An 18,569-nucleotide genomic window follows, 5' to 3' on the forward strand; every position below is an offset into this window, starting at 1 on the left:
ACAGATGCATTCAATTGCGCGTCAATCAGCATGAGGGAGCATAATACTTGTGGCGTGAGCCCCGGCAACCCGTTTACGCCGGGCTTTTGGGATGGGTGCTCAGACTCGCACCCGCCTTCTGGTGCTGGCAGCGCCTGGCAACGGAAGCGGCTCGCTTCCGAGGGAGGTCTGCGTCAAGATGCCTTATCGCATCAATCGGAACGGCTTAGCTATATTGAATGCAATCAATTAGAGCACTTGGATGTATATATAGGGCCGCTCGTTGGTCAGCGGAATAAGTCGCCAACTCCGTCGACGGTGGAGGAAGGAGGCGAAAAAGATGCTCGGATTCCGTTGTCGCCGATCAGGCCGCGTCGCTCTTTCCACGAAATAGGAGAAAACTATGAGTAATAAACCTACGATCATTCTGGTGCATGGCTTTTGGGGTGGAGCCGCACATTGGGGCAAGGTCATACTCGAACTGGCGCGGAGGGGTTATCAATCCGTTCGCGCCGTCGAACTGCCGTTGACGTCGCTTGCTGAGGACGCTGAACGGACACGCAAGATGGTGGCCCAGCAGAAAGGACCGGTTCTGCTCGTCGGTCATTCCTACGGTGGCGCGGTCATCACCGAAGCGGGAGATCAACCGAATGTCGCGGGGCTTGTCTATATCGCCGCATTCGCTCCCGACGAAGGTGAAAGTCCAGGCGCTATCACGCAACGGCATCCGCCTGCGGCAATGGCCAATATCGAGCCGGACAGCGACAGCTACCTATGGCTCAAGGCCGACAAATTTCACGAAAGCTTCTGCCAGGATATATCCCTCGAAGATGCTTTCGTTTTGGCGGCCACCCAAAAAGCGCCGCTTGCAGGCACCTTTGGCGACGTCATCACCGCTCCAGCCTGGAGGAAGAAGCCGTCCTGGTATCAAATAGCAAGCGAAGACAGAATGATTGCTCCTGGAAACCAGGCAGCAATGTCGACTCGTCTCAATGCTCGGAAAGTCGTGACCTTGGAGGCAAGTCATGCCTTGCCGCATTCAAAGCCTCTGGAGGTCGCAGCCTTTATCGATGAGGCAGTGGTAGCCATCTCGAAGTAAGAACAAAGATGCTTGTGGGGGCGTGAGAATAAGCGCCCCCGCTCGATCATCTGCTTGATCGCTTCCGCCCTCCATGCTCCGGCGTTGGAGAAGGCGCACGGCACGACGAAACCCTCCGGCATCAATCGACAAGCTTCACGCTTGCACGCTACAGGATAGGGGCTTGATCGATAGCGGCGCGTTGAGCGGACAGATGATGAACGACACAGTCATTCTTTTTCACGGCATTGCTCGGACGAAGAAGAGCATGGAGAAGCTCGCCGGCTTCCTGTCCGGCCACGGTTATCGGGTTGTGAATGTCGGTTACCCCTCCACCAGGTTTTCGATCAGTGACCTCATCGACATCGTTCGACCGGAGATCGACGGCGCTGCGACGGCGGCAGGAGACGGCCGTCTCCATTTCGTCGGTTATTCGATGGGCGGGCTGATCATCCGGGCGTTTCTCACGCGTTATCGCCCAGCCAACCTCGGTAGAGTGGTCATGGTCGGAACGCCGAACAACGGCAGCCAGATCGCCGATTTCCTCAAGGGCTGGTCCTTATACAGGAAGGTCTATGGACCGGCAGGCCAGCAGCTGATTACCGATCAGACCGCAATGGCGAAGCTGTTCGGCACGGTCGATTACGAACTTGGCATCATCGCCGGCAATCGGACCATTGACCCGGTCTCTTCCCTTGTCATCGGCCTCGGGGTTCCGAATGATGGAAAGGTTTCGGTGGAGAGCACACGTCTCGACGGCGCGGCGGCGCATATCGTCATTCCCGCCAACCACACTTTCCTACCCGTCAACAGGACGATGTGGCGCCAAACCCTGTCGTTTCTGAAAGATGGGCGTTTTACAATCTGAATGTCCGAATATTCAAACATCCGCACATGCCCTCGCCTTAATCCCTGCTGCACCGCTATCGAAGGATAAGTTCAACAAAAAGCGCGATGATGGGCATGCGCTTATCGCTGAACGACGAGGGCCTGCTTAACTCTTGAAATCAGAATGCGGGAGCCGTCGGCGGTGAAGTGCCCATAGTCGAATTGGACTGGGTCTCCGCTTTTTGTCCACACCACACAATCTGGGTTGCACATCGTCTTATAGGTAGAGATGTATGTTGCCCCGCTTCCGGCCAACGCGTCTTGAATGTCCAGACCGATGTGTTGTCGAGGCACCAGATGATCGGCGGCTTTAAATGGTTGCTTGTCGTAGAGACTGTGTGCGAGCAACCGCGGCAGGGATGATTTATACTCTGCCACTGGTCCGAAGACGACGATCTTTTTGGCAAACGGTGATAGGTAATCCACCGTCTTCCTGATGAGTTTCGCGTCATCTTTTGTCCAGCGTCCAGCCAATACGAGAACATCGACTTTATGGCTCGGCAAGAAATCCTTGAACATGTAGTTCATGAGTTCGATGCAGCGTTCTTCGCCTTCGGCGTCGAGAGTGGGACGACATCCTGATGCGTTCGCTTGAATGACATTGGCCCCCGAAAGCGCCCTTAGTCCGGGATATAGATGAGCGGCGTGACTATCACCGACAAGCGCTATGTTTTGCTGATTGTCTGATAGCGCCAGGCAGGCATCACGATCATATTTTTCGATGCCGTCGTTTGACGTGAGGAAGCATTGTCCACTGCGAAAGGCCTTCGAAGGGTCGTAGTCAGCAAATTCCGCCACCCGTTCAACGGCCGTGTTGTCCTCTTTCATTTGATCGGCCGCGAGTTGCCCGACAAATGCCAGCATTGCTACCGATGCGATTGAAGCAGCCCCGGCGGCTACCGACACGGCAGGTCGGTATCTCATTGTTCGGAACGGCGTTTCGACAAATCGCCACGAAACATATGCGACGACGAGACTCAAAGCGATCGGCACCAATTGCCAGCCATGCTCCCATGCCCCGTACTGGTTCGAAAACACCCAAATCGGCCAATGCCACAGATAGAGGGAGTATGAGATCAAGCCTATGGCAGTGGCGACCCTCAATGAGAGTAGCTTGCTGACAAGTGTGCCTGGGCCGGTCCAGATGATCAGCGCCGTGCCTGCGGTCGCGGGCAACGCCGTCAATCCGGGAAACTCGGACGTCTTCGACAGCAGCAATGCGCTGAGACAGATGAGCAAAGCACCGATTGCCGAAAGCACATCGTTGATCCGCGCATCAGCGAATTTCGGCAGTGCCGGTCCTGCGATGAGAGCGCCGACGAGCAGTTCCCAGGCGCGATACTGTACAAGATAAAAGGCTGCGGAGCGGTTGATTGGAACAGTGATAATGGAAGCAATGATACTGACCGCAAAAAGCCCGGCTATGGCCATCCCGGTTGCCCTGCGCCCATATCGGCTTGCCAGCATGACGATCAGGGGAAAAAAGACGTAGAACTGCTCTTCGACCGACAACGACCATGTGTGCAGGACTGGATTGAATTCCGAGGAATCATCGAAATATCCAGTTGTAAAATAGAAATAAGCATTTGAGGCAAAAAGCGCTGAGGAAGTGACAGACTTAAAGACCCGCAAGCTTTCGTCGGGCAGCATCGTAAAATAAGAAGCCGCCATCACAACGGCATACATGACCACGACAGCGGGAAGAATTCGTTTTGCGCGGCGACTATAAAAGTTGCCAATCGAGAATCGGCCATCCCCAACGTCAGCAAGAATGATTTTGGTAATCAGGTAGCCCGAGATCACGAAAAAAATGTCCACCCCGATAAATCCACCGGGGAGAATGCGGTCAAATCCACAGTGATAAAGAATCACAAAAATTACGGCTACGGCACGCAGGCCGTCGATATCTTGACGATGCGTAATCATTTGGGCCTCGATATTTGGCCTCCCAGGATTTCGTACCGTGAGACCGGTCAATATGCAACCAGCATCAGGGTGAAATGAAAACTACTCGCCTTAGACGGGCTTCTGTCCACAGCGAGAGACGACCTGAAGAGCAGCGGAGGGGCCGCAAGGTTCATCGGGTGTTTTAGGGTTATTGCTTATTTTACCATTCGTCCGATGAAGCCGGCGAGAACGAGAGCGATGTCCATCCGCTTCTCATTTCGACGGTGATTCAACTAAAGGGCACATTTTACAGCTGCCTTTCAACGGTTCCACAACTCAGGCCATAAGACTGACGGGCGATTTAACATTGACTGCTGGAACGCAGCGCGGCATTGCCAGGATGGCTTGCAGGCCAAATTGGGCGAACGTGTGACCAACAGAGTGCCGGACGGCGATCCCAGCGCAGAGCACGCAACTGGCCAGACACAGTTTCAGCCCATGTGGCCGGGACGTCAGGGGTCAATTTACATGGATTTCTCAGCGGTCGTTCAGGTCAAGATAATTTCCAGATATTCAAACATCCGCCACACGACCCCTCATTATTACGAGCTGTAACCGTATCGAATGGAGATCCGATGCCCGCCATCTTGCGAAAGAAAATTCACGGTGCATCCACACGGGGACAGGTCATCGACGGCGCTCCGGACATCGGCGTCGCCTATCAGGTGTTTTCCGATACGGTGGTCGAAGACGTTATCGTCAAGAATTCTCCCCGCGGCTTCAAATTTCACAATGGCAGGAATCTCGTCATACGGCGCTGTGAGACCGAGAATGTGAAGGGCGACGGCATTTACCTTACAATGACGTCGGACGTGTTGCTGGAGAACAACCGCGTCGGCCCGGCGCCCGGCGAGGGAGCGGATTGCTGCCAATTCGCCTACGAAAACGACGACCGCAATGTGAGCTCCAATGTGGTGGTTCGGGGCAACCTTTTTCTTCAGTCGCCGACCAGCACATCCAACAAGGGGGCGCTGGTTTGCGGCAGAACGCGACAATACCATGTTGAATACAATTTCATCGGGGGGAAGAATTTCTCCTTTTCATCGATCGGCGACGATGCCGTCGTGCGCAGTAACGTCATGCGTGACGGCAAGATGAATGATTATTCCTTCGGGTATGGGGTTGGCGATCAAGTCGACCATGCTGGCCACCATGTTTATGACAACCGGATCGAGAACAGCAATCGTGGCGTGAGTTTGAGCGGTTACTCGGACCAGAGCCTGGCATTTCGCAAGGACATGAATATCCACGATAACGTGATCAGCGACTGTGAGATCGGGTTTTTCGCCAATCGGCCGTGGTCTGGAAGTTTTCGACGCAACATATTCTTGCGGTGCAAGCAGGACATCTTTCTGAAAGGAAACGGCAAAGCGACCGCAGGGGAAGTCGAAGGCAACTATCTCAACGACGGCAGCTTTCTGAACGTCACGCCGCCGCCGCTTCGCATCAAGCCGGACGGAAAGGCTTCCGTTTCCTCCGGCGAATGGACATCCGAGCCCGACGAAATCCGCATCCAGTGGCGGGACAAGGGGATCGATATATCAGGCGCCAACCGGCCCTCCATTGCGATCGAGCCTGGCATGGAATTGTCATGCGTCTTGCTGGCCCGCAAGAGGCAGAATTGGATGTTGGCGATTGCCGAGACGGCCTATGACGATTTCACGCCGCGCGCATGGCAAGAAAACATGCTGCCTTGGCAGAAGCGCTATCTCTCGACTTAATCGCCACACTGAGACCAGGCGGAGCGGAGCCCCCGTGAAGCCTCCGTGTCTCAAGCCTCACGCGGTCTCCGGTTTGCCAACAGCCTCGGACGCAGCTCGGAGAGTGCAATCACAGTGTGTGGCCAGAGAATAAAAGGTGCGAGCATCATCCCTGCCTCTGTCATGGAGCCAAGCATAATCAGGATGATAATCACGATCTCCTTCCGTCTGGCGCCCGATCGCTCTTGATCGGCTTCGACGATTGTCATCTTTCGGAACAGACGAGTCACCAAAAACAAGACCCATGCGCCTATACCGGGAATGCCGATATTGAGGGCAAGTTCGAGATAGGTGTTGTGCGTCGACCGCGCGTCGAACGTCACCTTGACGTATTCCTCCATGACATCGGGCTGGCGGAACATCGCAAAGCCATAGCCGGTTAAAGGCCTATCCCATATCAGCGGAAACAGCTGTTCCCAGATGTTGGTGCGCCCCGAGAAAGTAAGGTCTTTGCCGAAAGCTTCAGCAACGGCAGAGGCCACACCCAAATAAATGAAACTGGCGGCAAAACCCACCAGAAGAAACAGCAGAGCGACGACAAATGAGCGAAAAAGGCGATTTGGATAGACGTGGATAATCCGGATCGCATACAGCATGACACTGCCGAACATCGTCAATACAACCGCGGTCGACGACTTTGTCGCTACAATCAAAGCGAGGAGGCAAAGCATCGCAGCCCACCGTACAAGCGTGCTGTAACGAAGTCGGCCTAGCTTCTGCGTCGACAACAGGCACACGAAGCTGACCGAGCAAAATTGTCCCAACGTATTCTTGTGGTAAAACGCCCCCTTTACCATGCCGGCGTAGCTGCCACGCATGATGGCAAATTGCGGGAAAGCGGCAGTATAGAGAACATTGATAAATGCGGCCGCGATCGCAAAACGCCCCAGGATGCGAAACGCTTCCACGTTGCCATACCGCGCGCGATAAAGCAGCGGCGGGAGCGCAAGAACAATGACGGCGGCCAATCCCTTTAAAGACGCCCCTCTGTCAATCGAGAACACGATTGATGTCAGACAGGAAATGGCAACGACCCCGATGAGAGGCGAAATTCTTGAAAAGGTCCGTATGAATTGCCGTTGTTCCAACAGAAAATACAAACCGGACAACGGGATAAGGCTGTAAAGCATCAGCTTCATCGGAAGCGGATCTACCGACGCGCCGTCATCGAAATTTGCCGGCAGTCCGTACCACATGCCGGTCGCCCGCCAAAGTGCGGCGTAAAATGCGACAGTAAGCACCAGCTTCGCCAGCACGTCCCGTCTGACGCGCCATCTGGAAGCAGTCCGCCGACGGTGGCTGCCTTGATAATAGTCTCGTGCTATAGACGCGTCTTGTATCGCCATTAAGAGCTCTTCTATCTCATGTTCCGGGATGTTCCTATTCGAAATAGGACTGAGCCAAAATTACAATTTACCTCTGCTGGACTCTGTATGCGACATTGAAATCATCGACACTGGTTTCTGTCTACGACCCATCACAAATCGATAGATTTCGATCGGTTGACCACTCCCACAATCCAAAACAGCCGACACGTCGCTCTTCCTGCAGTATATGGTTGGCGCGAAATTCATGAGCCAGACCAACGAGTTATTGCTACAGTTCCTGCTTTAACCCGCCATGTGGCGCCACTTTAAGCCATATCATTCCTCGAATCCAGTTTGCTAAACCTTCCAATATGTCGCGCCCAACTGGTTCGAGCCACCCGCTGCCGCGCGCCGCGACGCTGGCCGTCGTCGTCAATCGAAACCTCATCAGCTCCCGGAACCAAAGACCGAACAGGCCGTTTATAACGATGCCCAACCATGTCCGGGAGGCAGGACAGACATGGCACGTCAGACATTCTGGAAAGGCTATCTCAAGCTCTCGCTGGTCACCGCCGCCGTCTCGCTGACGCCGGCCACGACCGAAAGCAACAAGGTTCGTTTCCATGTCCTCAATCGCCAGACGAAGAACCGCGTCGAAAGCCGTTATGTCGACAGCGTCACCCACAAACCTGTGGCCGAGCGGGACCAGGTGAAGGGTTATCCGCGCGGCGAGGACGATTATGTTCTGCTCGAAGACGAGGAAATCGAGGAGGTCGGGCTCGAAAGCACCCGCACCATCGACATCGACAGTTTCGTGCCGCGCGGCTCGATCGACTGGATCTGGTACGACAAGCCGCATTTTCTGGCGCCCGAGGACAAGGTCGGGGTGGAAGCCTTCTGCGTCATCCGCGAGGCGATGAAGGCGAATGATGTCGTCGGCATCGCCCGTCTGGTTCTCTATCGTCGGGAGCGTGCCGTGCTCTTGGAGCCGCAAGGCAAAGGCATCGTTCTCTGGACCCTGCGTTATGGCGACGAGGTGCGTGATCCCATAGCCGAACTCGATAGCAACACCGAGATCGACAGCAAGCTGCTGACGCTGATGAAGCAACTGGTGAAGGAAGAGACCAAGGATTGGAGCCCCACCATGGTGCAGGATCCGATTCAGAAACGCCTGAAGGCGATGATCCGCGGCAAGCAGAAGAGCCTGAAGAAGACCGCGCCCGCGAAAAAGCCCGCCCCGGTGAAGTCGACCGGTAACGTCATCAACATCATGGATGCATTGAAAAAGAGCCTGGCTGCTGAGAGCGGGCGCAAACCGCATTAGGCGAAAGGGTATTGCCGATCCGCTATCGCTTTTTCTTTTCCAGCGGTTTCGCTGCTGCGAAAAACCCGTCCCAAGGATCTCTCGGCAAGGCGTCCAGCCGCGTCGGCGTGTTGTCCACCGTGAAATAGGCCGGCCCGATGTCGGCGGTGAGCTCATCCCATTCCAGTGGCATCGACACCGCAGCCCCCGGCCTTGCCCGCGTCGAATAGGGTGCGACCGCCGTATTGCCGCGGCCGTTGCGGAGATAGTCGATGAAGATCCTTCCCTGGCGCTTGGCTTTGGTCGCCGTCGCGAGATAGCGCTGGGGATCGTCGGCCGACATGCTGTCGGCAAGCCATTTGGCAAAGCCCTTCACCTCCAGCCAGCCGGCTTTCGGTGCAAGCGGCGTCACCACATGCAGCCCCTTGCCGCCTGTGGTCTTGACGAAAGCGGCGAGACCCTCGGCCTCCAGCCGTTCCTTCAATTCGTAAGCCGCGGCGATCACATTCTCCCACGCCACCTCCTCGCCGGGGTCGAGGTCCATGGTGATCATGTCAGGCTTTTCCCAATTGTCGGTCGTCGCACCCCAGGGGTGGATTTCCAGCACGGCCGATTGCACCAGCGCCACGACGCCATCGAAATCGGTAATGCGCAGCAGCTTCTCGCCCTGCTTGTCCTTCGGATCGGTTATCTCGCCGATATGCGGGTTCATGCCCTTCCAGGCATGTTTCTGGAAGAACCGCTGCCGGCCCTCGATCCCGTCGGGCAGACGCAGCAGCGCCAGGGGCCGGTTGACGACATAGGGCGCCATGAAGCGCCACACCTGGGCGTAGTAATTCGCCAGGCCCTCCTTGGTAACGCCCTCGTCCGGCCAGTAGATGCGGTCGGGATGGGTGAGCGCCACCGCCGATTTCGGCAAAGCGCGGGCTGTGGTCTTTTCCGTTTCGCGCGTCACGTCCTTTGCCGGCTTGTCCTCGCGCAGGCCGCGGAAGGCGGCATGGCGCAGATTGCCGTCGGCCGACCAGGCGCGGAATTCCACTTCGCCGACCAGTTGCGGTTTCACATAGATCAGCCCGCGCCGTTCCTCCGATGTCAGTTTGTCGTCGAAGGAATTCTCGCTCTGCGTCAGCCGCGACAGCTTCTCATGGAGCATCTGCGCCGTTGCCACCGTATAGCCGGTGCCGACACGGCCGACATGTCTGAGTTCGCCGTTTTGGTAATACCCCATCGCCAGCGAGCCGATCGCATTCTTCATCGATGTCGACGGAACGTAGCCGCCGATGACGAATTCCTGGCGATGCGAGCATTTCGACTTGATCCACTCGCCCTTCCGTCCCGACGTATATTTGCTGTCGCGCAGCTTGGAGATCACGCCTTCGAGGCTGAGCCGGCAGGCATGGTCGAGTACCAGTCCGCCGCTTTCGTTGAAATGCGCGCTGTAGCGCAGCTTGTCGTCGTCGCCGAGTATCAGGGTTTCGAGCAGATGTTTGCGATCGAGGAGCGTCGCGTTGAGCAGGCTGTGGCCGTCGAGATACAGAAGATCGAAGGCATAGTAGACGAAGCGGTCATCGCGGCCTTGGCTCAGATCCTGCTGCAGCGCCGAGAAATCCGAGGCGCCAGTATCGCGCTCGACGACGATCTCGCCGTCGATCACCGCCGATCGCACCGGCAGGGCGGCGAACGCATCGAGCACGTCCTTGCCGAATTTTGGTGTCCAGTCGAGCCCGCTGCGGGTCAGCATCCTGACCTCGCCGTCCCGGATCCTGACCTGCAGGCGATAGCCGTCGAACTTGATCTCATGGATCCAGCGATCGTCCGCCGGCGGCTTCGGCTTCAGCTTGGCGAGCGCCGGCTCGATGAAATCCGGCATCGCGGCCTGGCGCGCGCCCTTCGGCCAGTCGCGTTCCCGGGGTGCGGCTGCTTTTGCCTTCGGAGCCGGTCTTTTGACGGCAATCCCTTTGCCGTTCTTCGCTTTGGAATTCCAGGTCGCTTCGGGATTATCCGCCACCTCTTCGAGCTGCCGGCCCGTTTTGGCCGATTCCGGCCGTTCGTCGAGGATGTCGCCGTCATGGCGCGCCTCGGCGTCGTCGCCCTTGATCAAGAGCCAGTTCTCACGCTTTTCACCGGGCCGGCCGTGCATGCGCACGAGATGCCAGCGGCCTTTCAGCTTCTCGCCGTCGAGTTCGAATTCCATATGGCCTTTGCGGTAGGCCTTGTGCGCATCGCCATGCGGCGTCCAGGTGCCGCGATCCCAGACGATGACGGTGCCGCCGCCATATTGCCCCTTCGGGATAATGCCCTCGAAATCGCCATAGGAGAGCGGGTGATCTTCGACATGCACGGCGAGCCGCTTATCCTCCGGGTTGAGGCTTGGTCCTTTCGTCACCGCCCAGCTCTTCAGCACCCCATCCATCTCCAGCCGGAAATCATAGTGCAGCCGGGTCGCATCGTGCTTCTGAATGACGAAGCTGTTGCCGCTGCTGCGGCCCTTTTGTCCGCGTGGCTCGGGGGTGAGCTTGAAATTGCGTTTCGCCTGATAGGTTTCGAGAGCCATCTCAGCTTGCCTTCTTGCTGTGGCTGTCGCTGCGGGCCGGCGCCTTCTTCTTTGCCGGATCCTTCGTTGCTGGGGCCTTGCCGCTCATCTTCGCGCTCTGGCGCAGCGCCTCCATCAGGTCGACGACCTTGCGCTCCGGCTGCTTCTTTTTCTTCGGCGGTGCCCGGCCCTCGATCTTCGCCTTCACCAGTTCGACGAGGGCAGCCTCGTAACGATCCTCATATTCGCTTGGTTCGAAGCTGCCCTGCTTGGTGCCGATGATATGGCCGGCAAGCTCGATCATCTCCTTGTCGAATTTGATGTCGGGAATGTCTTTGAAGACCGTATCGGCCGAGCGCACCTCGTAATCGAAGTTCAGCATCGTCGCGACGATGTAGTCGTCATGAGGGCGGATCAGCAGCGTCCGGTTGCGCCGGAAAAGCACGGCTTCGGCGAGTGCTGCGACCTTGCCGTCGCGCATGCCCCTGGCGATCAGCGACAACGCCTCCTCGTCATGCTCGTCCACGGGGGCGAGATAGTAAGGGCGGTCGAAATAAAGCTTGTCGATCCCGTCGAGGGCGATGAAAGCCTTGATATTCAACACCTTGTCGCTCTCCGGCATGATCTCGGCAATCTCGTCGCCCTCGATGACGATGTAGTCGCCGCTCTCAATCTGGTAGCCCTTGACCTGGTCGTCCCGCTCGACCGGTTTGCCGGTCTCGCTGTCGACGAATTGCCGTTCCACCCGATGGCCGGTCCTGCGGTTGATGATGTTGAAGGAGACGCGGTCGGAGGAGGAAGCGGCGGTGTAGAGCCCGACGGCGCAGGCAAGGTCGCCCACCTTCAGATGACCCTTCCAGCTTGCCCGAGCGGCCATTCCATCCTCCGTCGCAAATCAGAGCCGGCTGCCGCTCTTGTCGGTTTCGAGTTCCTGAAATGCCCAGCCGCGGCCGTCAGGCGCGGGATAGGCGAGCAGCGCATCGCCATCGCCGATCTTCTGGCGCGACGCGGCGTCCTTGGCATGGAAGATCGCTTCATCAGCCGTCGCATAGGTTTCCGAAAGCGTGTCGCCGAGCTTATAGGCCCAGCCATTGTCATGCGGGACGACCTGATAGGTGATATCGGCCATTTCGGATCTCCTCTTCTCAATCAAATAGGGAGCATGATGGCGTTGGCATCCTGCTCTAGTTCCGATTTGTTTTGCGCCGTTCATCGAGGGCGATGATTTTCTCCAGCGATGCGATATCCTCGCTGGTGACGACGGGAACCGGATCGGCCGCGATCGCCTCCAGCACCTCCTTCGAAACGGCGCCGTTGCGGATCGCCCATTCCAGCGTTTCGCGCGTCTCCCGCTCGGCTTTCAGCTGCGCATAGAGCGCAACGATCAGCCGATCACGAGCATCCATCCGCCGGCCTTGGTTATCCACGCTGCGGACGTGCACCATCGCAATCCACCTTTGTCACTGATTTCGTTCAGGTGTATTCAACTGATGAGGGATGGAAAGGTTCCGAAACCGGTGGGCGGGCTTTGCCATCGCCGCATCAGGCGGAATCGCCATCCGCAGGATATTCGCGAGAGGATTTCAATATGGCCGATCTCAAGATTCGCTCCCGCCCGACCGGCGCCACCGCCGTGGTCGGCCGCACCGGTTTCCCACATGTCACCTCCGCCACCAAGGGCGAGATCGATATCGTCACCGCGCCGTCGCAGCCGGGCTTCAATCCGCTCGACCTGCTCTATTCCTCGCTCTCGGCCTGCCTGGTGCTCAGCGCCCGCATCGTCGCCAGCCAGATGGGCGTTCTCGACAAGATCAGCGAGATCACTGCCGACGTCACCGGCGAGAAGGCGACGGAAGGCCTTTCGCGCGTTGCCAAGTTCAACATCGCCTTCTCGATCAAGGGTGATATCGACGAGGAGACCCGGCAGAAGATCGCCCACGCCGCCGAGAACGAGATCTGCACGGTGAGCAACACCATCCGCGGCAATCCCGAATTCTCGACGACAATATCGGGATAAGCCTATAAAAATTATAGACAATAGCGGCGGAAGGATTGCGCGACCGCTGCCCCGCTTCTATGCTCGGATATCGAAGCAACGATCCCGGCCACCATGCAGCCCAAGCCTCTCCCGACGTCCGCACAACCCGTCGTTGCCATCATTGGCGGCGGTATCTCCGGCGCCGGCGTCGCCTATCATCTCGCTAAGGCCGACTGCGGCGAGCGTCCTGCCATCGTGGTCTTCGAGCCGCGCGCCGAACTCGGCCGCGGCCTTGCCTATGACACGGATGATCCGGCTCATCGCATCAATGTGCCGGCCGCCAAGATGAGCCTGCAGCCGGGCGACTTGAGTGAATTCCAGGCCTGGATCGAAGCCCGCGATGCCGTCGCCGACGATCCCGAGGCCAGGCAGCCCGATGGCTCATTCTTCCCCCGGCGTCGGCTCTTCGGCGAGTATGTCGCCTCCCTGCTGAAACCGCTGCTGGAAGACGGGAGCGTGCGTCATTGCCGCGCCGCGGTGACGGGTGTCGAACGCCGTGCCGGCCGCTGGTCGATCCTCGACGACAAGGGCGGCGTGACGGAGGCCGATATCGTCGCGATCGCCACCAGCCATCCGCCGCCGGCGGCTCCCGGCCGGCTTGCAATCCGGCTTGCTGCCCATCCCCGTTTCGTCGCCGATACCACCAAGCCCGGAGCGCTCGACGCTATCCGCCCGCATGACCGGGTGCTGGTCATCGGCAACGGTCTGACGGCCGCCGATGTGATTGCCTCGCTGGCGCAGCGCGGACATGACGGTCCGGTGACCGCGATCTCGCGGCGCGGTCTGCGGTCTCGCGGCCATGCGCCGGTGCCGCAGCCGCTCTTCGGCGATTTCGTCTCCGATGCGACCCATTCCGCCGTGTCGCTGCTGGCGGAGATCCGCACCGCCATCGATGCGGCGAAGGCTGACGGCATCAGCTGGCATGGCGTGATCGATCAGGTGCGGGCGCAGGGATACGAACTCTGGCAGGCGCTGCCGGTTGCCGAACGGCGCCGTCTCGTCCGTCATCTGCGTCCCTATTGGGACGTGCACCGTTTCCGGATCGCCCCGCAGGTCGAGGCCGTGCTCGACGCGGCGGTTGCTGCGGGCCGCCTCGATATCCTCGCCGGCTCGGTCGCCGATGCGCGCATCGAGGGCGAGTTGATCCTTTGCACCCTGCAGCCGCGTCATCAGCGCCAGCCGCTGGAGAGACCTTATGACGCTGTCGTCGTCACCACCGGCCCGGCGCATGGCGGTATTCTCGAAACCCAGCCCTGGCTTGCAGCACTTGCGGCAGACGGTCACCTGGCGCTCGACCCGACCGGCCTCGGCCTTGCCTGTACCGAGCGTTCGGAGGCGATCGGCCCATCCGGACGGGCCGACCCCTCGCTGCTGATCTCCGGCCCGCTGGCGCGCGGCACGTTCGGCGAGCTGATGGGACTGCCGCAGGTGACCGAGCATGCCTTCTTCGTCGCCGGCGAGATCGCCGAAAAGCTGAGGACGCGCGCGACGAATAGGCATCCTGCCTGATTTTCGATCAATATGTCGCTCTTCGGCTGTCGCCGGTGATCGACTTCTGATACGCACCCGGCATCCGGGTGACCAAGAATATCGAGATCATGTCGCAGCCTGCCTCCACCCTATCCGAAGCTCCGCCTTCCAATCGTTTTGCCCTTGCGGCCCTCCTTCTCGGCGGAGCGGCGATCGGCGGCTCGCCGATCTTCGTCAGGCTGTCCGAGGTCGGGCCGATGGCGACCGCCTTCTGGCGCGTGGCGCTGGCACTGATCCCGATCTTCATCGTCTCGTTGATGAAGAAGGAGAGGGGTCCGAAGCCGCAAAATCTTTCCGACTACGGCATGCTGGTTCTCCCGGGCGTCATGCTGGCGCTCGATCTCGGCGCCTGGCACCTGTCGCTCACCATGACGTCGGTCGCCAATGCGACGCTGCTTGCCAATCTTGCGCCGGTTTTCGTCACGCTGATCGCCTTCCTCTTTTTCAGCGCGCAGATCAGCCGCATCTTCATCCTCGGACTTGCCGTGGCGCTCTGCGGCGTCGTCATTCTGAAGGGCGGGCCGGCAGCCGTCGGCAATGGCGATCTCAGCGGCGACGGCATGGCGATGATCGCCGCCTTCTTCTATGCCTGCTACATCCTGGCGATCGGCAGGCTGCGCAGCGGGTTCGATACGATCCGCATCATGTTGTGGAGCACGGCCTGCGCCGCCGTCTGCATCTTTCCGATCGGCCTCATCTATGAGGACCATATGCTGCCCGCGACCGTCTATGGCTGGTCGATCGTTTTCGGCCTGGCTTTTATCAGCCATGCCGGCGGGCAGGTGGCGATCACCTATGCGCTCGCCTATCTGCCGCCGGCGTTTTCCTCGCTGACGCTGCTGCTGCAGCCGGTCGTCGCGGCCATCCTCGCCTGGGCGTTGCTGAGCGAGGCGATCGGGGCGATGCAGGCGCTCGGCGGCGCCATCGTGCTTGCCGGCATCATGGTTGCCCGCCGCGGCTGATCGTCAGCGATTTTCCTGCAGCAGCCATTTCTGGATGATCGGAATGTCGGCATCGCCGAGATCGTGGCCGCCGGGGATGACGTCGGAATCGACGGTGGCGCCCGAACTCTTCAGCCTCTCTTCCAGCTCGCTCGCATATTTGCCGTAGGCATCGGTCTTGCCGCTGATGACGAGCAGGTCCGTGCCTTTGAGATCGGCATGCGGATAGTCGCTGAGCACCGGCATGGAGCGCAGCAGCACCGCCTTGTGAACCAGGTTCGGGTGCAGGTAGAGCAGCGAGTTCAACAGGTTGGCGCCATTGGAATATCCGACATAGACGACCTTCTGAGGATCGAGCCCGTAGGATTTGACGGCGCCCTCAATGAAGGCCGCGAAGGCTTCGGCCTCGGTCTTGATGTCGTTCTGGTCGAAGGAGAAGGGGGTGATGCGCTTGTACCAGCGCGGAAAACCTTCTTCCGTTGCCCGGCCGCGCACGCCGAGCAGCGTCGCCCGCGGCGCCGCCTTGTTCAGGAGCGGCATCAGCGTCGTCTCATTGCCGCCGGAACCGTGCAGCAGCACGAAGACGCTGCCATCGGGATCGGGGGGCGTATAGAAGCGATGGACGAATGGCAGCTCGCGATAGTTGACGCGCGGCTGGCCGGGCATCGAAAACTGCGGCAGCACCACCTTCAGGTCATGGAGATTGGTGATGGCTTCGGGCGGGGAGAACAGCTTCGTCCCCAGAGCGGCCTGTTCTTCGTCCACGGTCATGCCGGGCTTGTCGGTGGCAAGCTCCACCAGCGTGCCGCCGGGTTCGCGGGCATAAAGCGATCGGAAATATTTGCGGTCGTGCATGTTGGTCGGCGACGCATGGGTCGCTTCCAATGCCTTGCGCACCGAAAGCAGCGTGTCCTCGTTCGCGGCGCGGAAGGCGACGTGATCGACCGTGCCGGTGCCCGGCGCGCCGGACCAGAAGCCGCGCGCATCGCGCACGTCGATGACGTCGCCGGATTGCGACACCAGCCTGTCGATCGTGCCACGATTGGCCTGGAAGCGATAACCGAAATGGGTCTCGAGGAAGCTGCGGCTTTCGGCAGGCTTCTCCGTCAGCATGGTGGCGCCGCGCACGCGCTGGACGGCATGCTCGACCGGGATCGAGGCGCCGTCCCAGGCGGCCGGCGATGCCAGGGTCTTCGTGCCTGCGAGCTTGAGGATGATGTTGTCGGGGTCCTTCAGCCGCAGCACAGGCTCGCCGAATTCGTCAGCCGGCCCCTCCGAGCGCAGGCCGAAGCTCATGGCGCGCGTCAGCCAGTAGCCGATGCTGGCGGGATCGATCGACAGCGATATTTCGCTGATCTGGCCGAAGCCCACCCGGCCGGGGGCGCCATCTTCCCAGGCGAGAAAGGTGAGGAGGGAACCCGGCGTCCCCGCCGCATCGCCATAGAAGAGATGAAGCTGCGTCGCGTCCTCGTAACCGGCTGTCTGCTTGACGAGCCGCATGCCGAGAAACCCGGCGTAAAAGTCCACGTTCGCCTGCACCTTTCGGGTTACGGCCGTGACGTGATGAATGCCTGATACCATCGAGAGCAGTCCTGATTGAAGCGGCGTCGTCAGGAGCGCGAGTATGAGAGCTGCGAAGGTCATACCGTTGCCAATGACCGTCGCTTAGTTTTGTTCCGCACAAAGTGCAAGCGAATCGCCGCGCTGCAGCAATTCCAAATGTTCGACATCTTCGAGTGCCTCTTCCAGTTGCTGCAGGGTCGGCGGCTTGACCATATAGGCGCGCGCGCCGAGATTTCTGGCCCGCCGCATGTCGGTCTCATCACTTGAGGTGCTGAGGATGCAGACGGGAATTCGCTTGAGGCGAACATCGGCGGAAAGCGCATGCAGCACCTCGAAGCCGTCCATGATCGGCATGTTGATGTCGAGCAGCATCAGGTCGATCTGCGGCACATCCGCGATGCCGGCACGCTCTTCGAGCAGCCGCATCGCCTCGCGTCCATTGGTGGCGACATGCAGGTTGAAATTCACCTTCTCCCGGCGCATCAGCTTGATCTTCAGAATCTGGATGTCGGCCGGGCTGTCTTCCACCAGCAGCACTTCGGCGAGCCTGCCCGAACCTTCGCCTGGCTGCTCCGCCGGCCTGGCGCTGTGCGGGATGGCCGATGCGGCCGGCGGCGCGGGCCTTGCCTCGGCGAGCGGCACTTCGACAACGAAGGTGGCGCCCGGCCCATTTTCCGGCTCGCACCAGATCGAGCCGCCATGCAACTGCGCGATGCGGCGGCAGATGGCAAGGCCGAGCCCGGTGCCTTCGATGCCACGGCCGACGAGGCGCTTGAACGGCTGGAAGATCAGTTCGCGGTGCTCGGGATCAATGCCGGGTCCGTTGTCGCGCACTGTGAGACGGCAGATATCGCGCTGCGCTTGCCCGGTGATGCTGACCTCCGGAACCTTCTGGTCGCAATAGCGGATGGCATTCGACACGAGGTTCTGCAAAAGCTGGGTCAGCAGCGTCGCATCGCCCATCACCTCAGGCAGTGCGCCGCGGATGATGACGGCTCCTCGGCTCTCGGTCTGCTGGCGCAGATTGTCCTCCACCTGGTCGAGCACAGCGGAGAGCGAGACCGGCCTGAGCTCCGGTCCGCCGGAGGCCTCGAGCCTGGTGAAGCCCGAGACCTTGACGATCAGATCTTCCATATGGTCGGCGGCGCTGAGCACGTAATCGAGCAGTTCGCGGTCTTCGGCCGGAAGCGCCGACGACCCGTGCAGGATGCGGCTGAAGGATTTGATCGTCCGCAGCGGCTCCTTCAGATCATGGGCCATGGCGCGCGTGAAGATCTCGAGCGATTGCCGCTTCTGCTCCAGCTTTGCTTCCAGCATGCCGTGCATGATGGCGTTCTGGATGCAGCGATGCAGTGTTTCCGGCGACAGGGAATCCTTTGTCAGATAGTCGCGCGCCCCGCTCTTCATCACCTCGACGGCCACGGTTTCGCTGCCCTGGCCGGTCAGCATGATGACGTTGGCGGCGGGATCGGCCTCCAGGATATCGGCAAGAACGCCGAGACCGTCGCGCCCCGGAAGCGAATAGTCGAGCAGGATGCAGTTCGGCCGTTTCCGGCCGTTCAGCGCCAGGCCCTCTTCACCTGTCTCCGCCTCCACGACCGTATAGGCGGTGCTGGAGACGCGGCCCAATATGCGGCGATAGACCTCGCGATCGTCGATATTGTCGTCGATGATGAGAATGCTGCAGACTTCCGCCAATCTG

15 protein-coding genes are annotated in these 18,569 nt (G+C 59.5%); 7 read left to right on the forward strand and 8 right to left on the reverse strand.

From position 1 onward, the window contains the following. The first annotated feature begins 382 nt into the window (after nt 1-382). Both FHT69_RS29495 and FHT69_RS29500 read left to right on the forward strand, forming a co-directional pair. A complete protein-coding gene (locus FHT69_RS29495) occupies nt 383-1,078 on the forward strand; it encodes an alpha/beta hydrolase (RefSeq protein ID WP_183904538.1) in 696 nt (231 codons plus the stop codon). Between the two features lie 196 nt (nt 1,079-1,274). Next, nucleotides 1,275-1,925, forward strand: a complete 651-nt coding sequence (locus tag FHT69_RS29500) for an esterase/lipase family protein (RefSeq protein ID WP_183904552.1) — start codon at nt 1,275-1,277, stop codon at nt 1,923-1,925. 101 nt (nt 1,926-2,026) lie between these two features. Here the strand turns inward: FHT69_RS29500 and FHT69_RS29505 are convergent, their stop codons facing one another. Continuing rightward, nucleotides 2,027-3,871, reverse strand: a complete 1,845-nt coding sequence (locus FHT69_RS29505; RefSeq protein ID WP_028755595.1) for an acyltransferase family protein — start codon at nt 3,869-3,871, stop codon at nt 2,027-2,029. 596 nt (nt 3,872-4,467) lie between these two features. On the opposite strand from FHT69_RS29505, the gene FHT69_RS29510 reads away from it, so the two are divergent. Next, the gene (locus tag FHT69_RS29510) at nt 4,468-5,613 is read left to right on the forward strand and encodes a right-handed parallel beta-helix repeat-containing protein (protein WP_183904537.1); all 1,146 of its coding nucleotides are present in this window, start codon (nt 4,468-4,470) and stop codon (nt 5,611-5,613) included. A 50-nt stretch (nt 5,614-5,663) separates the two neighbouring features. Here FHT69_RS29510 and FHT69_RS29515 read toward each other — a convergent pair whose 3' ends face one another. Further along, nucleotides 5,664-6,998, reverse strand: a complete 1,335-nt coding sequence (locus tag FHT69_RS29515) for an O-antigen ligase family protein (protein ID WP_047613565.1) — start codon at nt 6,996-6,998, stop codon at nt 5,664-5,666. 481 nt (nt 6,999-7,479) lie between these two features. Here FHT69_RS29515 and FHT69_RS29520 point away from each other — a divergent pair, with 481 nt between their 5' ends. Continuing rightward, complete coding sequence (locus tag FHT69_RS29520) at nt 7,480-8,283, forward strand: Ku protein (protein ID WP_028757623.1); 804 nt, start codon at nt 7,480-7,482, stop codon at nt 8,281-8,283. Between the two features lie 22 nt (nt 8,284-8,305). On the opposite strand, the gene ligD is transcribed toward FHT69_RS29520, so the two are convergent. Genes ligD through FHT69_RS29540 form a run of 4 tightly spaced genes read right to left on the reverse strand, consistent with a single transcriptional unit; the run spans nt 8,306 to nt 12,240 of the window. After that, the gene (ligD, locus tag FHT69_RS29525) at nt 8,306-10,816 is read right to left on the reverse strand and encodes a DNA ligase D (protein WP_183906334.1); all 2,511 of its coding nucleotides are present in this window, start codon (nt 10,814-10,816) and stop codon (nt 8,306-8,308) included. Nucleotide 10,817: 1 nt separating this feature from the next. Then, nucleotides 10,818-11,672, reverse strand: a complete 855-nt coding sequence (locus FHT69_RS29530) for a Ku protein (protein ID WP_183904536.1) — start codon at nt 11,670-11,672, stop codon at nt 10,818-10,820. An 18-nt stretch (nt 11,673-11,690) separates the two neighbouring features. Continuing rightward, a complete protein-coding gene (locus FHT69_RS29535) occupies nt 11,691-11,924 on the reverse strand; it encodes a DUF2188 domain-containing protein (RefSeq protein WP_028755588.1) in 234 nt (77 codons plus the stop codon). Between the two features lie 55 nt (nt 11,925-11,979). After that, the gene (locus FHT69_RS29540) at nt 11,980-12,240 is read right to left on the reverse strand and encodes a hypothetical protein (protein WP_028757520.1); all 261 of its coding nucleotides are present in this window, start codon (nt 12,238-12,240) and stop codon (nt 11,980-11,982) included. 143 nt (nt 12,241-12,383) lie between these two features. On the opposite strand from FHT69_RS29540, the gene FHT69_RS29545 reads away from it, so the two are divergent. The 3 genes from FHT69_RS29545 (at nt 12,384) to FHT69_RS29555 (ending at nt 15,325) form a co-directional block, all read left to right on the forward strand. Then, nucleotides 12,384-12,812, forward strand: a complete 429-nt coding sequence (locus FHT69_RS29545; RefSeq protein WP_183906335.1) for an OsmC family protein — start codon at nt 12,384-12,386, stop codon at nt 12,810-12,812. Between the two features lie 93 nt (nt 12,813-12,905). Then, a complete protein-coding gene (locus FHT69_RS29550; RefSeq protein ID WP_183904534.1) occupies nt 12,906-14,342 on the forward strand; it encodes an FAD/NAD(P)-binding protein in 1,437 nt (478 codons plus the stop codon). Nucleotides 14,343-14,431: 89 nt separating this feature from the next. Further along, nucleotides 14,432-15,325 (forward strand): DMT family transporter, encoded by an 894-nt coding sequence (locus FHT69_RS29555; protein WP_183906377.1) that lies wholly within the window; start codon nt 14,432-14,434, stop codon nt 15,323-15,325. A 3-nt stretch (nt 15,326-15,328) separates the two neighbouring features. Here the strand turns inward: FHT69_RS29555 and FHT69_RS29560 are convergent, their stop codons facing one another. After that, nucleotides 15,329-16,948: a VOC family protein gene (locus tag FHT69_RS29560; RefSeq protein ID WP_183906336.1), complete on the reverse strand. Its 1,620-nt coding sequence runs from the start codon at nt 16,946-16,948 to the stop codon at nt 15,329-15,331. Nucleotides 16,949-16,969: 21 nt separating this feature from the next. Further along, on the reverse strand, nt 16,970-18,565 hold the full coding sequence (locus FHT69_RS29565; RefSeq protein WP_028755582.1) for a response regulator: 1,596 nt from the start codon (nt 18,563-18,565) through the stop codon (nt 16,970-16,972). Nucleotides 18,566-18,569: the final 4 nt, after the last annotated feature.

The organism is Rhizobium sp. BK008, from assembly GCF_014197345.1.
GTDB classification, from domain to species: domain Bacteria; phylum Pseudomonadota; class Alphaproteobacteria; order Rhizobiales; family Rhizobiaceae; genus Rhizobium; species Rhizobium anhuiense.

Coding starts and splice junctions, on each gene's coding strand:
- FHT69_RS29510 (WP_183904537.1), top strand. CDS start 4,468: ATGCCCGCCATCTTGCGAAAGAAAATTCACGGTGCATCCACACGGGGA.
- FHT69_RS29535 (WP_028755588.1), bottom strand. CDS start 11,924: ATGGCCGATATCACCTATCAGGTCGTCCCGCATGACAATGGCTGGGCC.
- FHT69_RS29520 (WP_028757623.1), top strand. CDS start 7,480: ATGGCACGTCAGACATTCTGGAAAGGCTATCTCAAGCTCTCGCTGGTC.
- FHT69_RS29530 (WP_183904536.1), bottom strand. CDS start 11,672: ATGGCCGCTCGGGCAAGCTGGAAGGGTCATCTGAAGGTGGGCGACCTT.
- FHT69_RS29555 (WP_183906377.1), top strand. CDS start 14,432: ATGTCGCAGCCTGCCTCCACCCTATCCGAAGCTCCGCCTTCCAATCGT.
- FHT69_RS29545 (WP_183906335.1), top strand. CDS start 12,384: ATGGCCGATCTCAAGATTCGCTCCCGCCCGACCGGCGCCACCGCCGTG.
- FHT69_RS29540 (WP_028757520.1), bottom strand. CDS start 12,240: ATGGTGCACGTCCGCAGCGTGGATAACCAAGGCCGGCGGATGGATGCT.
- ligD (WP_183906334.1), bottom strand. CDS start 10,816: ATGGCTCTCGAAACCTATCAGGCGAAACGCAATTTCAAGCTCACCCCC.
- FHT69_RS29560 (WP_183906336.1), bottom strand. CDS start 16,948: ATGACCTTCGCAGCTCTCATACTCGCGCTCCTGACGACGCCGCTTCAA.
- FHT69_RS29505 (WP_028755595.1), bottom strand. CDS start 3,871: ATGATTACGCATCGTCAAGATATCGACGGCCTGCGTGCCGTAGCCGTA.
- FHT69_RS29550 (WP_183904534.1), top strand. CDS start 12,906: ATGCAGCCCAAGCCTCTCCCGACGTCCGCACAACCCGTCGTTGCCATC.
- FHT69_RS29500 (WP_183904552.1), top strand. CDS start 1,275: ATGAACGACACAGTCATTCTTTTTCACGGCATTGCTCGGACGAAGAAG.
- FHT69_RS29495 (WP_183904538.1), top strand. CDS start 383: ATGAGTAATAAACCTACGATCATTCTGGTGCATGGCTTTTGGGGTGGA.
- FHT69_RS29515 (WP_047613565.1), bottom strand. CDS start 6,998: ATGGCGATACAAGACGCGTCTATAGCACGAGACTATTATCAAGGCAGC.